The sequence below is a fragment of the uncultured Litoreibacter sp. genome (genome assembly GCF_947487515.1).
Classification (GTDB): domain Bacteria; phylum Pseudomonadota; class Alphaproteobacteria; order Rhodobacterales; family Rhodobacteraceae; genus Litoreibacter.
Map to the genome: position 1 here is coordinate 869,389 of NZ_CANKWO010000001.1, position 13,028 is coordinate 882,416.

Annotated in this window: 11 protein-coding genes and 1 tRNA gene; 6 read left to right on the top strand and 6 right to left on the bottom strand. The window is 54.4% G+C overall.

Features of this window, described 5'->3' with window-relative positions; translation table 11 throughout:
- The first annotated feature begins 89 nt into the window (after positions 1–89).
- On the top strand, positions 90–749 hold the full coding sequence (locus tag Q0746_RS04300; RefSeq protein ID WP_298257541.1) for an FkbM family methyltransferase: 660 nt from the start codon (positions 90–92) through the stop codon (positions 747–749).
- Here the strand turns inward: Q0746_RS04300 and Q0746_RS04305 are convergent.
- From Q0746_RS04305 to putA, 3 genes are read right to left on the bottom strand one after another with little or no spacing between them, the layout of a single operon-like run.
- Positions 740–1,621 (bottom strand): glycosyltransferase family 10, encoded by an 882-nt coding sequence (locus tag Q0746_RS04305; protein WP_298257544.1) that lies wholly within the window; start codon positions 1,619–1,621, stop codon positions 740–742. The genes Q0746_RS04300 and Q0746_RS04305 overlap by 10 nt on opposite strands.
- A complete protein-coding gene (locus Q0746_RS04310; protein WP_298257546.1) occupies positions 1,618–2,358 on the bottom strand; it encodes a rhomboid family intramembrane serine protease in 741 nt (246 codons plus the stop codon). Before Q0746_RS04310 ends, Q0746_RS04305 begins: the two co-directional genes overlap by 4 nt.
- Positions 2,359–2,390: 32 nt before the next feature.
- Complete coding sequence (gene putA, locus Q0746_RS04315; protein WP_298257548.1) at positions 2,391–5,738, bottom strand: bifunctional proline dehydrogenase/L-glutamate gamma-semialdehyde dehydrogenase PutA; 3,348 nt, start codon at positions 5,736–5,738, stop codon at positions 2,391–2,393.
- Between the two features lie 117 nt (positions 5,739–5,855).
- Between putA and Q0746_RS04320 the strand changes: the two genes are divergently transcribed.
- Both Q0746_RS04320 and Q0746_RS04325 read left to right on the top strand, forming a co-directional pair.
- A complete protein-coding gene (locus Q0746_RS04320) occupies positions 5,856–6,311 on the top strand; it encodes an Lrp/AsnC family transcriptional regulator (RefSeq protein ID WP_298257550.1) in 456 nt (151 codons plus the stop codon).
- Between the two features lie 67 nt (positions 6,312–6,378).
- Positions 6,379–7,845, top strand: a complete 1,467-nt coding sequence (locus Q0746_RS04325) for a cobyric acid synthase (RefSeq protein ID WP_298257552.1) — start codon at positions 6,379–6,381, stop codon at positions 7,843–7,845.
- A 3-nt stretch (positions 7,846–7,848) separates the two neighbouring features.
- On the opposite strand, the gene Q0746_RS04330 is transcribed toward Q0746_RS04325, so the two are convergent.
- The 3 genes from Q0746_RS04330 to Q0746_RS04340 form a co-directional block, all read right to left on the bottom strand.
- Positions 7,849–8,823, bottom strand: a complete 975-nt coding sequence (locus Q0746_RS04330; protein WP_298257554.1) for a hypothetical protein — start codon at positions 8,821–8,823, stop codon at positions 7,849–7,851.
- A gap of 71 nt (positions 8,824–8,894) precedes the next feature.
- Complete coding sequence (locus Q0746_RS04335) at positions 8,895–10,271, bottom strand: TolC family outer membrane protein (protein WP_298257556.1); 1,377 nt, start codon at positions 10,269–10,271, stop codon at positions 8,895–8,897.
- 73 nt (positions 10,272–10,344) lie between these two features.
- Positions 10,345–10,998 (bottom strand): protein-L-isoaspartate O-methyltransferase, encoded by a 654-nt coding sequence (locus tag Q0746_RS04340; RefSeq protein WP_298257558.1) that lies wholly within the window; start codon positions 10,996–10,998, stop codon positions 10,345–10,347.
- 240 nt (positions 10,999–11,238) lie between these two features.
- Here Q0746_RS04340 and Q0746_RS04345 point away from each other — a divergent pair.
- The 3 genes from Q0746_RS04345 (at position 11,239) to Q0746_RS04355 (ending at position 13,022) form a co-directional block, all read left to right on the top strand.
- Positions 11,239–11,312 (top strand) — tRNA-Cys (locus tag Q0746_RS04345).
- Positions 11,313–11,831: 519 nt separating this feature from the next.
- Positions 11,832–12,452, top strand: coding sequence for a hypothetical protein (locus Q0746_RS04350; RefSeq protein ID WP_298257560.1), 621 nt, complete (start codon positions 11,832–11,834; stop codon positions 12,450–12,452).
- Entirely contained in the window at positions 12,453–13,022 is a 570-nt protein-coding gene (locus tag Q0746_RS04355) for a hypothetical protein (protein WP_298257562.1), read from the top strand.
- The last annotated feature ends 6 nt before the right edge of the window (positions 13,023–13,028 follow it).

Genomic DNA, 13,028 nt, shown 5'->3' on the forward strand with positions numbered 1-13,028 from the left:
ATCGCCCCTCCAAAGTTGTAAGGCTTGCCCTGCATCGCCGCGTTTGACATAGCTACATCGTCAATTAACTCAATTGCGGACGGACCTGAATGCGTATTTCTCTTAAACTATGGCTACGCCTCCGCCGTGAACCTTGGCGTCGCGCTGCATATACAGCCTATCGCCAATGGAAACGCGACAAGATGGAAGCCAAACGCTTCGAGTTCGAGGGCATTGGCCCTGAAAGCACTGTGTTTGATGTCGGCGGGTTTGAGGGAAACTGGGCTCAGGAGATCTTTGACCGCTACGGTGCGACGGTGCATGTATTCGAACCTCATCCTACGTTTGCCAAGGCACTGGAACAGCGCTTTGCCAATAACCCCAAAATCATAGTGCATGCCTTCGCTTTGGGCAGTGAAGCAGGAGAGTTGCACCTGTCCGATGATGGCGATGCCTCTTCGGCAGTAAATGATGTGACAAACGCTGTATCTGGTGAAGTTCGTGCTGTGAGCGACTTCATGGCGGCGTTTGAGACAGACACAATCGACCTCATGAAGATCAACATCGAGGGCGGCGAATACGATTTGTTACCGGCCCTTTCGACCTGCGATCAGCTCAAACGCTTTGGTATCATTCAAGTTCAGTTCCATCAGTTTCGCGAAACCGATGATGCGCTGCGCGATAGCGTGCGTGCCCAGTTGGTTAAGTCGCATACGCAGGCTTGGTGCTATCACTTCGTTTGGGAAGAATGGCACCGCACTCAGGCGTAAAGGCAGGGTTTGTCCTGTTCTATCGTACGCGCTGCGCGACCTAAGTAATCTGCGTAAAACTTTGCCCGTTTCGCGTTCTCTTCAAGGGCGTCAATGCGTGATGCATAGTCCTCGGCCGAAGTTTGCATCAAAGCCTTACGAATATCTTCTTCAGTTTCGCAAATTATCATTCCATCGGGATCGAAAAATTTTGCTATGTTGGGGCACCCCCAATAGATCGGAACAGTTTTGCAAAGCGCTGCATCAACCATTTTTTCCGTAAAATAATCAAGCTCTTGCGTGTTTTCGATCACCACGGAATACCGATAGGGTGCGAGCCCGTCTTGCTTATGCTCGAATGCCTTGTAGCCGCGCCCCATCACGTCCACATCCAAATTTTTTTCGCGCAAGTGGTCAACGATCCGGTGGCGCAACTGATGCCCTTCTAGATCACGCTTTGCCGAAGCAATTAGGGATGTCATTTGCAACTTGGTCGGGTCAATCGCATCCAGATCGTCAATGAACGTAAACCCAAACACGAAATGCAATGCGTTGGGAACGGCCTTAAGAACGGCAGAGTTTTTGGTTAGAACGCGGTGGAACCGCCGATGCAACCGGCGAGCATTCTTTAGATGATGCGCATGCACGCTGTCAGGCTCCACAATCATGACAGAGACCCGTGCCTGCACGCCAAACCAAGGCAGGTAGAACATCGGCTTGCGCGGGAAGGTGAGCAGGTGATCTTCGGAGCTTAGGTCCGCCACTGTACCCTCTTGCAAGCGTGCCGGGCGACCAAGCGGCCAAACCAGCTCATCAAGAGACATTTTCGCGATCCCAAAAGTCGGCCAGCGACCATAAGGCACCACCGCGATTGCGGGCTCGGTAGATGTCATTTGTCTCTCTTCACAACAGGCACCCGCGATCCATAGTCGACTTCCGGATGTGGCGGGTGGCCTTGGGTTTTCTGCCAGTAGTTTGCCCCGCCGCGCTTATGCCACAACGGCAAGCACAGCAACAGACCAATGACAAACCCGCCCGCATGCGCCCAATAAGCGACGCCTACCGCATCGCCCCCAAGGCTGTTCACACCGTTGAACAACTGCAAAGCAAACCAAACACCCAGCATGGCCCAAGCAGGGACAGTGAAAACCTTAAAGAAAATGATGAATATGATAATGATGTCGACCTTCGCCCGCGGGAACAAAAGCAGATATCCCCCCATAAGCCCTGCGATGGCACCTGATGCCCCGACCACCGGCACCGCACTTTGCGCATTTGCCATCAATTGTCCTATATCCGCCCCGACACCCGCCGCGAGATAGAATACCAAGAAGCCGATATGCCCCATTTGGTCTTCCAAATTATCGCCAAATATCCACAAGAACAGCATGTTACCGGCCAAATGCATCAACCCGCCGTGCAAAAACATGGAGGTCACAAGGGTGTATAGATCCGTCCCTGCGCTGATCTCATTGGGTTGCATCCCCCAGGTCGCGAAGAACGTGCCTAACGCGCGTTCATCGTTAAACAGGGGCCAGTAGATCGCGAAGATCACAACATTCAATGCGATCAACGCATAGGTTACATAGGGCGTGCGCTCTGACGGGTTATGGTCACGAATTGGAAACATACATTTGACGCTGACGGATTGGGACTAGAGCGTCAAGCGCCCACCTCTGCCAGCAAAGCAGCATTCCCTCCCGATGCGGTCGTGTCGATACAGATATGTCGCTCTGAGAGGGTATCACAGGGGCGCGGGGCTTCCGTTAGAAGTTGCAAAATCGGGCCATCACGTTGGGCAAGCGCTTGGCGCAATTTGCGCGCAGTTGCCGCATCCCCTCCCCACACGACGCCAGAGATATCAGCCGCGGTTTGCACCTCATCCAGCGTGCCTTGGCGCGCCGTGCCACCGGACCGCGTCACCGCCTCTATCTGTGCTGCGTGATCCGGCCCCAAGCACAAGAAAGGCGCGCGAGGGGTATGGGTTAGTCGGTTGGTCTCACCGGTGGGGCCTGGCATATCCAACACCTCGGATGGCACGTCCCCCCCTGCACTGCGGGTAAATTTGGTCAGATACAACGGCCCGCCAGCCTTGGGGCCGGTCCCCGACAAACCTTCACCACCAAACGGCTGAGAGCCGACAACCGCGCCGATTTGATTGCGGTTCACGTAGATATTGCCGGCCTCCACTTGATCGACGACCGATTGCACGCGGTCGTCAATGCGCGTGTGCAACCCAAAGGTCAGCCCGTATCCGGTTGCATTGATGGCCTCAATCACCTCATTCAACTGATGTGATTTGAATGTTGCCACATGAAGCACCGGCCCGAAGATTTCCTCTTTCATCTGGGCGATGCCATCCACCTGCAGCAAAGTTGGCGCGACGAATGTACCCTCTTCAGGGCACGTCAACTCGTGCAGCACCCTTCCTTCTGATCGCGCTGTTTGAATGTAGTTTGCAATCTTGTTGCGTGCGGCGGCATCAATAATCGGCCCGACATCCGTCTTGACGTCCCAAGGGCTGCCAACCTGCAAGGCGTCCATTGCCCCTTTCAACATCTCGATCAGGCCTTCCGCCACGTCCTCTTGCACGTATAGACACCGCAACGCAGAGCAGCGCTGCCCCGCCGACTGGAAGGCCGACGCAATGACATCGCGTGTCACCTGCTCCGGCAAGGCGGTGCTGTCCACGATCATAGCGTTCAACCCTCCCGTCTCCGCGATCAACGGAGCGGTGGCGTTCCCGTGTTGCGCGAGGGTTTCGTGAATACGCATCGCCGTTGCGGTTGATCCGGTAAAACACACCCCATCAATCAACGGCTGAGCAGTGAGTGCCGCCCCCACGTCGCCGCCCCCTGGCAACAACTGCAACGCCTCCTTCGGCACCCCCGCCTCATGCAGCAACGACGTCGCAAAATGGGCGATCAACGGAGTTTGCTCGGCCGGTTTGGCCAGCACCGCATTCCCAGCCGCCAATGCCGCCACAATTTGCCCAGTGAAGATCGCCAAGGGAAAATTCCAAGGAGAGATACAAACAAAGCGACCCCGTGCAGGCCCCGTTAACTTTTCGGCTTCCCCCGCATAGAATCTTAAAAAATCAACGGCTTCGCGCAACTCTCCGACGCAGTCAGGCATGGTTTTTCCAGCTTCGCGTGCAAGTAACGCAAAGATACGGCCCATGTTGGCCTCATAGAGATTTGCCGCCCTCCGCAAGACCTCTGCCCGTTCGGTTGCGCTGACTGCCCATGGTGTGGCCCCCGCAACAGCCACAGCCGCATCCTTGTCAGTCGCCAGTTGCGCATTGCCAACCCTATCGCTGGGGTTGGACGGGGAGGTCACGTCGCGTGTTTCGGTTGCGGATGCGCCGTCTATGGACAGCAAGCCCACCTTGAGCACGTCCGATTTGAATTCTGCGCGGGCCGCATCGATAGCCTCCATGTCACGCGGATCAGTCCAGTCCCACCCCTGAGAATTCTTCCGCCCGGGAAAGATATCAGACGGCAGCGGCACGGCCGGAAAGGACAATCCGTCCAGCTGGGCAAACGGATCGGACGCGACAACTGATGCGGGAACCTCTTCGTCAACAATCTGGTTCACAAACGAACTGTTGGCGCCGTTTTCCAGCAACCTGCGCACCAAATAAGCCAACAGATCCCGATGCGCCCCAACCGGAGCATAGATACGGCAGCGGGTCTTCCGGTCGCGCAAAACGATGTCATGTAGCTGCTCGCCCATGCCGTGCAACCGCTGAAATTCGAAACTGTCGTGATCCGTCGCCATATCCAGCACGGCCGCTACGGTATGGGCATTATGGGTGGCAAACTGCGGGTAGATGCGATCCGTGCGCTCTAGCAATTTGCGCGCGCAGGCAATGTAGGACACATCTGTGGCTTGTTTGTGGGTAAAGACGGGGAAGCCCGCCAGCCCCATGACCTGCGCTCTTTTGATCTCTGTGTCCCAATAGGCCCCTTTCACGAGGCGCACCATGATGCGGCGGTCCAAACGCTGTGCCAATGCATAAAGCCAGTCGATGACATAGCCCGCGCGCGGGCCATAGGCCTGCACCACGACCCCAAAGCCGTCCCAGCCCTGCAACGCGGTATCACAAAGCGCGGCCTCGATGACATCCAAGGAAAGATCCAACCGGTCGGCTTCCTCGGCGTCGATGTTCAACCCGACGCCCCCTTTCGCCGCCAATCGGCATAAGTCCATAAGACGTGGCACGAGCACGTCCATCACGCCTTGCTTTTGTGGGGCCTCATAGCGCGGATATAGCGCCGAGAGCTTCACCGAAATCCCTGCGTTTGCACGGATGTCGCCAAGCGTTGCGGTTTTGGCAATCGCACTGATCGCATCGGAATAGGCGTTATAATACCCAAGGGCATCCGCCTCTGTGCGCGCGGCCTCCCCGAGCATGTCATACGAAAAAGTATAACCTTCCGCCTGCTGCTCCTCAGCGCGCTTCATCGCGTTGCCTATTGTCTCGCCCAACACGAACTGGCGGCCCATCTCCTTCATGGCTCGGCCGACTGCCGTGCGAATAACAGGTTCCCCCACGCGTTTAACCATCCCGCGAATTTGCCCTGCGATCCCAGCGGCCTCGGCATCCAGAACTTTTCCCGTAAGCAGCAATGCCCAAGTCGAGGCGTTCACCAAGGACGATGCGGATTTCCCCAAATGGCGCCCCCAGTCGGACGGCGCAATTTTATCTTCGATCAGCGCATCCATGGTGTCGGCATCAGGCACCCGCAACAGGGCTTCCGCGAGGCACATCAATGCGACACCCTCGTCTGTGGACAGGCCATATTCTGCTAGAAAGACCTCCATCAATCCCGGCTTGGTGGAGGATCGGATTTGCTCTACCAATTGAGCGCCCGATGCGGCTATCCTGCTGCGATCTTGTGGAGTCAGCTTTGCAACCGAGACCAATTCATCAATGACCGCCCGTTCGTCGGGGATCATGTGTTCGCGAAGTTGAGTGCGTATATCGGCGGCGGTTGAGCAGAGCATATCGGACCTTTTTCGGCAGGAATTTTGACCAGAGTATGAGCCCTATTGCAATTTTGTGGCCCGATCTGGTATGGTTTACCAGATTACCTCCCGCAAAATCGTGGAGTTGCAGGAAAAATGACCGACACCCTAGACGCCTATGACACCGCAATTTTGAAAGCTGTCTCCGCCAACGGCAGGGTTACTGTGACCGAGTTGGCTGAACGGATAAACCTCTCCAAATCCCCGACCCAAACACGCCTGCGCAGGTTGGAAAATGCCGGATATATTCGAGGCTACACCGCCCAGCTAAACCCCGTCAAACTAGGGCTGGCTCATATCGCCTTTGTCGAGGTCAAACTGGACGACACCCGCGAAACAGCGCTGAAACACTTCAACCAGTCCGTTCTGAAGGTCCCTGAAATTGAACAATGTCATATGATTGCAGGAAAATTCGACTATCTACTGAAGGTACGGACGTCGGATATGCAAAACTACCGTCGCGTTCTGGGCGAATGCGTCAGCACCCTGCCGCATGTTGCGCAGACCTCAACTCATGTGGTCATGGACGCCGTAAAGGAAGACGCGATCTAGCCGCGCCCCCTTTACTTCGCGCTTCAATCGCGGCACCTCAGCGGGAGCAGGCGAAGGAAGCGATCACATGACCAAAGCAATCATGATCCAAGGGGCTGGCTCCAACGTGGGGAAATCCATGATCGTTGCGGGGCTTTGCCGCCTGTTCGCGCGGCGTGGCCTGATCGTGCGCCCCTTCAAGCCGCAAAACATGTCAAATAACGCGGCGGTGACCACAGACGGCGGTGAAATCGGGCGCGCGCAGGCCCTGCAAGCCTTGGCCTGCGGCGTGCCGGCGCATACCGACATGAACCCAGTCTTGCTGAAACCTGAAAGCGACGTCGGGGCGCAAGTCATCGTGCATGGAAAGCGGTTTGCCACCCTCAAAGCCCGAGACTACGCAAAGGCCAAGCCGCAACTCCTGTCGAAAACTCTCGAGAGCTTTCAACGGCTTGCAAGCTCTGTGGATTTGATCGTGATCGAAGGCGCAGGCAGCCCAGCAGAGATCAACCTGCGTGAAGGCGACATCGCCAATATGGGCTTCGCAGAGGCCGCAAATATACCCGTTGTTTTGGTCGGCGATATTGACCGCGGCGGTGTGATCGCCCAAATCGTCGGAACGCATTGCGTTTTACCGGCGGCAGATCGCGACCGGATAAAGGCCTTTATGGTCAACAAGTTTAGAGGAGACGTCACGCTGTTCAACGACGGCATGACCGAGATCACCTCCCGCACCGACTGGGCGCCATTGGGCGTGCTACCTTGGTTCAAAGACGCATGGAAATTGCCTGCGGAAGACGTGATGGATATTACCTCCACCGCCCGCGATGGCGAAGTCATAAAGATCGCCGTCCCGAAACTGTCGCGCATTGCCAACTTCGACGACCTTGATCCCTTGGCTATGGAGCCGGGCGTGTCCGTCGACATAGTCGAGCCAGGCCGCCCCCTGCCCGCGGATGCTGATCTGATCCTCATCCCGGGGTCAAAGTCCACCATCGGGGATTTGGCCTTTCTACGCGCTCAGGGCTGGGACATTGACCTATACGCGCATGTCCGGCGTGGCGGGCATGTAATGGGTATCTGTGGCGGGTTCCAAATGTTGGGAGCGACAATTTCCGACCCTGACGGAATTGAAGGGCCCGCCGGCACAGTGGCCGGTCTGGGCTTGCTGAACGTCGAGACAACGATGGCCGCTTCAAAGCGGCTGGCGGATGTTGAGGGCACCCATCTGGCGTCAGGCGCCAAGGTGAAAGGGTATGAAATCCATATCGGGACAACGACAGGACAAGACACTGATCGGCCATGGCTGAGCATCGACGGCAAACCTGCGGGGGCCGCGTCTTCAGATGGGAAAGTTGAGGGGTGCTATATCCACGGGTTGTTCAACGCCGATGCTTTTCGCCACTGCTACTTGGAAAAGCTGGGAGGGACGTCACAGGTCAGCAACTACAGCGCCTCGGTCGAAGACGCTCTGGACGCTTTGGCCGACCATCTTGAGACCCATCTGGATGTGGAAACGCTGCTCAGCCTAGCTGAGACGGTAAACGCCAGCTAATTGCTACTCAAACTCTCGTGTAAGCATCGCACGGTGAATCTCGCGCCGAACCAACTTACGCACGTTACGCGTGATCTTTTCACCAAGATCGCCGGTTAATTCTTCGCGCACGATGTCCGCAACAAGTTCGCGCAAAGCGTCCTCGTCAATGACGCTCTCGTCAAAGTCAGCAAGGTTAACTTCTGGCTCTTCAGCCCCGTCTTGAGGCGCATCAACGACAGAAGCGGCAGCGGCGGCTGCAAAAATTGCTTCTTCCTTCAGAGAATCGTCTTCAGCTTCCGCGTCACTGGCCGCATCTGCATCCTCGGAAGGTGCGGTCGGAGCCTGCATTTCAGCTGCATGGTGATCCTCTGAGGTCTCAAGCGCAGGTTCGGCATCGCCTTCCGGTTCATCGACCCAGTCGTGAACATCTTCGCTTGCGGCCTCTGCAACCTCTTGATGTTGCTCCTCGCTATCGGTTTCTGCCGAAGCTTCGATGCTGTCAGGGCTTTGAAATTCTTCGTCAGCCCATTCCATTTCCGGCTCAACCTCAGGGTCGGCTGCAGGCTCAACTTTGCGACCATGCCGCACGAAATCAATGACAGGAGAACTCTCCGCAGGTACGTCATCCTCGTAGTAGTCATCGCTGGCCATGGATGGCCAATCCGCATGATCGTCCGTCGATTCTACAGCGTTTTCAGCGTCCAACAGACGTGCTTCGCCCGAAATTCTATGGCGAAAATTGGTCATATCAGCCGGCCCAGCGTCGGGTTGCGAATCTGTCTCTTCGGAATTCACCCGTAGCGCAGAGGTCAAAATCAATGCGTCCGCTGGCTTACTTTCGGCTTGAACCTCATGATCCGGCTGCGTGGTTTCAGCCTCCACCGCGTAACTTTCTGAGGATTCCTTGCTTTTTTCGTCAGACCGAGTGTCAGAAACGAGCCTACGAATGGAGGACAACACATCTTCCACATCTACATTAGTCACAGGATCCGACATACACTCAGCCTCTATACTTTTGATGTAAGATACCCGTCGACTGCCGACCTGACAACAGATCGTTAGACTCTTCAGTTCTTTTGGTAGCGGTTGAGGATACGGTCCAGCTTCTTGCCCGACTTGGTGATCGGAACAGGCGCATCTTTGACCGCGTTGTAATACTCGGTCGGATCATAACGCTTCACTTTTAGCTTCAGGTTATCCGCAGTCAGCAGCCCCATCGAAGCCAAAACGCTATAAGCCGCTGAATAGGCTTGCGTTTGAGCGACCACAAAATTGGTTCTGGCATCTGATAAGTCTTGCTCGGCGTCCAAAACGTCCAATGTCGTCCGCGCGCCCAATTTGGCTTCTTCGCGCACACCATCAAAGGCGATTTGCGCGGCTCTGATCTGGCGTTCCGACGATGTGACCTGCGCACGCGCTACGGCCAACTGGGACCAACTGTTCGCGACACCTTGATCAACGGCCAGAACCTGTTGGTTCAACTGGGCTTTGGAGGCATGCACCAAAGCCAGCGCCTGACGGCCCAAGGCCGACAGCTGGCCACCCTGATATATCGGCACGGAAAGTGTCAGGCCCACGCTGGATGAATCCGTGGTGTCGTTCACGCCGTTGGAATTTGTATGAGACAAATTCCCATTTGCGCGCAACTGCGGACGAGTTCGCGCCTTGGTGGCAGCGTAGCTCAGCTCATTGGCCTTAATTTCATGCTGAATTTGATCAATCCGCGGGTTTATACGACGCGCAGTCGCCTTCGCAGCATCAAGTGATTTCGGCAGCTTCGGCAAGCTTGTGATCTGCTTAAGGTTAGACGCTTTGCGACCAACGGCGATTTTATACAGCTCTCGCGTGATTTCCAATTGGCCCTGCGCATTGGCCAGATCGCCGCGTGCAGCGGCCAACCGCGCCTCTGCCTGCGCCACATCTGTTCGCGTGACTTCGCCCACTTCAAACCGGTCGCGGGCTGCGCGCAATTCTTGAGTGATCAGGCGCATGTTGCTTTGACGCAGGGACAAAACGCGTTGATCGCGAAGAACCTGCACATAGGCGTTCACCGTATCAAGAAGAACTGCCTGTTCTTGCTGAACCAATTGGCTTCGCACCGCGAGAACCGATTCTTTGGCTGATTCCACCGCAAGCTGCGAACGCCCGCCGTCCCAAAGCAATACATCGACTGACAGCCCCACAGTCGCCGACAATGAAGACCCGATCGAGGACGTCTGTCCCTGCGTCAAAGACGTGCTGCCACTGATCTGTGGGCGCAAAGCCGACAGGGCAACCGCGACACCTTCATCTTGAGAGCGCAGCAAAGCCCGATTTTGTTCCAGCAAGTTTGAGTTGTTATAGGCCGCAGTCATAGCACTGGCCAAGGTTTCAGCCGAAACTTGAACCGTCGAAAGCCCAAGGGCGATTCCGAACAGCATTGCGCTCAATCTACGTTGTTTCATGCGACCTACCTATTTGCTGATGCGCCTTCAGAAGGCGTGGGTACTCAAAACGGCAACGCCCGTGTTTCAAATTTTATAGTGCGAAATTCGTCTCCGACGAAAATCCTGGCAAAACTGGCGCACCGGCGTTGAACGCCAAGCTCCAGCTTACATTGCCGTTAACTTTACGCCCCAAACGGGCCTCGCCCAATGCATTATCAGAGAAAATGGCCATGATCCGACCGCCCTCTTTGAGTTGCCCCAAAATCTCTGCCGGCACATGTGACACTCCGCCTTGGATGCAAATAACATCATAAGGTCCTGACTTCGCAGCGCCATTGGCCAACGGGCCAGCAATAACGACAGCATTGTCCACATTCTGTTCAGCCAAAATGGTTTCCGCGTCACGCGCAAGATCTTCATCTTGCTCCAGAGCCACCACAACATCTGCAGTATGAGCCAAAACCGCAGATGAATACCCCAAACCACAGCCGATATCGAGCACGACATCGCTGCGCTGAATATCAAGCGCATCCAACATTTTAGCGAAGGTGCGCGGCTCTAACACCACGCGCCCCTCTCCCAACTCGATAGCGCCGTCGACATAGGCGACGTCACGCTTATCTTGTGGCACATAGGCCTCCCGACGCACCGTTAACATGGCGTCGATGATTGGGAATTTGGTTACATCAGACGGGCGCACTTGCGTGTCGACCATCATTGTTCTGTTTGCAGCATTATCAAGCATACTAAACTCATTAGTCTAGTTTCAGTTATCGACGGTTTGACACAGTTCGCCGGACGCATCAACGACGAAGTCAATGTAGCTGCACAACCTTACCTTGATTTGAAACGATTTGTAACGATTTTGGCGCATCCTGCTGAGTATAGCCCGCTTTTGCCCCCATGCCGGAAGGAAAGGAACGCCCCTTGCGCTACACTCTTGCGCGACCCATTCGCTTAGTCTAGAGAACCCGCACACCGTTGAGGCGAGTTGGCGGAGTGGTTACGCAGCGGATTGCAAATCCGTGTACACCGGTTCGATTCCGGTACTCGCCTCCAATAAAATCAGATGCTTAGTCGATCAATCTGATTGCATGCCCTCAATTTGGTGGCGTTTTTGGTGGCGTATTCTTGTTAAGTGGCTTTTCAGCCTTCCTCTCATGCAACGCAACCAAATTGGCAATACCATCCACCTCAGAGAGCTAAAGCTCAATATTTCCCCGAAGGGCGATATCTGACCTTACTGTTTAAACGCCGCTTGGCCACACTCGCCGTCCCACTTAGAGCCGCTATTTCCAAGACAAAACGCAGGGAGCCCACAGACGACTATCGGGGCCGCGCCCTGAATAAGCTTCATCCAGACAGGTGGGAGGGAACTTCACTGCAAGTGCGACAGGGAAATGAAGAAAGTTGTAGTGGGTGATGAGTATAACCAATAAAGTTTCTCCTGAACGTCAGGGAAACAGTGGTACAAGTCAGTTTTATCTCTGTTAGTGACGGCCTAACTGCAAAACCCCAACGCTTCTTGGACACTAGGGAGCGAGTGTGCTACATTGTTAGAAAAGATTGAGGTGGAACATGAGTAGTTCAACAAAATTTCACTGGCTCACCCACGAAGGGTCGCGAGCAACGAAGCCAGTGCATGATTATGTGTTATGTGAGACGAAGAACTTTGCTGTTCTGCCATCCCTCGGTAGCTTAGTGCCTAACTGGGTCTTGATAATCCCTAAGAACCCGATGCCATGCCTTTCACATCTGAATTTGAACGAGCAAAATGAGCTTACGAACTTGTCTGAACGAGTACGAGCTAAGTTTAGCTGGTCACCAGCAGAAACTTTTCTGTTTGAACACGGAGGTGAATACGGAAGCCCAATCAGCTGCGGTGTTGACCAAGCTCATTTGCACTTGGTGAACGTAGATTTTGACCTCATTCTAGCGGCTAAGAACTTCAACACTGAACTGGTATGGGAAACAGAAGAGGGATGTCTTCCAATGCCCTCTACCTCGGAGCAGAAAAAAGCAGAATATTTGGCGTGTTCCAATGCTGGCATCGTACATTTTGCGTTCCCAAAATCTCCGGTTTCTCAGTTCTTTAGACGCGTTATCGCGCAAGAGACAAGCCAGCCGGAAAAATGGAACTATCGTGACTTCCCCGCTTTGGAAGAGATTTCCAACACGAACGCAAGGTTTTTAGCTTAAGTGTCCGTTGATGAAGACGAACTAGATGATGATCGTTGTCCTTGGGACTGGAAAACCAAATACCCTTATAGGGTGTGGTTTCAGATCTCTATCGAATTGATTTGGACCTTAAGCATCCTCGTATTCGCACTGCTTATTCTTTTCGACGGCGCTTTAGTGCGGGCAACTGATTGCTTGAATACGTGCCAAAATCAAACTCACTATGCTTCGGAAATATTTGGTGTTTCAATCCGATCTGAGGCCGTTAATTGGATTGCGCTTTTTGCAGCTGGAATGATTGGAGGAGCACTGTTTGTACTGAAATGGCTTTACCATTCGGTTGCTAAGGGCCGTTGGCATCAAGATCGCTTGTTGTGGCGACTAATTGTGCCAATCAACTCCGCTGTAGTTTCATTGTTTACCGGATTTATATTTGCGTCAGGGGTTATCCCATTTCTCAAAGGCGAAGCGTTCGACGACCTCTACACTCTTCTAGGATTTGGCTTCATATTTGGGTACTTTTCTGACAATATTCTTGCGGCACTACAGAACATTGCGCAAAATATTTTCGGAACTCTCACTGACAAGTAATAAGGT

What these genes read in the sequence shown, in the direction of transcription:
- Q0746_RS04300 (WP_298257541.1), top strand. Translation starts at nt 90, where the DNA reads ATGCGTATTTCTCTTAAACTATGGCTACGCCTCCGCCGTGAACCTTGG.
- Q0746_RS04305 (WP_298257544.1), bottom strand. Translation starts at nt 1,621, where the DNA reads ATGACATCTACCGAGCCCGCAATCGCGGTGGTGCCTTATGGTCGCTGG.
- Q0746_RS04310 (WP_298257546.1), bottom strand. Translation starts at nt 2,358, where the DNA reads ATGTTTCCAATTCGTGACCATAACCCGTCAGAGCGCACGCCCTATGTA.
- putA (WP_298257548.1), bottom strand. Translation starts at nt 5,738, where the DNA reads ATGCTCTGCTCAACCGCCGCCGATATACGCACTCAACTTCGCGAACAC.
- Q0746_RS04320 (WP_298257550.1), top strand. Translation starts at nt 5,856, where the DNA reads ATGACCGACACCCTAGACGCCTATGACACCGCAATTTTGAAAGCTGTC.
- Q0746_RS04325 (WP_298257552.1), top strand. Translation starts at nt 6,379, where the DNA reads ATGACCAAAGCAATCATGATCCAAGGGGCTGGCTCCAACGTGGGGAAA.
- Q0746_RS04330 (WP_298257554.1), bottom strand. Translation starts at nt 8,823, where the DNA reads ATGTCGGATCCTGTGACTAATGTAGATGTGGAAGATGTGTTGTCCTCC.
- Q0746_RS04335 (WP_298257556.1), bottom strand. Translation starts at nt 10,271, where the DNA reads ATGAAACAACGTAGATTGAGCGCAATGCTGTTCGGAATCGCCCTTGGG.
- Q0746_RS04340 (WP_298257558.1), bottom strand. Translation starts at nt 10,998, where the DNA reads ATGCTTGATAATGCTGCAAACAGAACAATGATGGTCGACACGCAAGTG.
- Q0746_RS04350 (WP_298257560.1), top strand. Translation starts at nt 11,832, where the DNA reads ATGAGTAGTTCAACAAAATTTCACTGGCTCACCCACGAAGGGTCGCGA.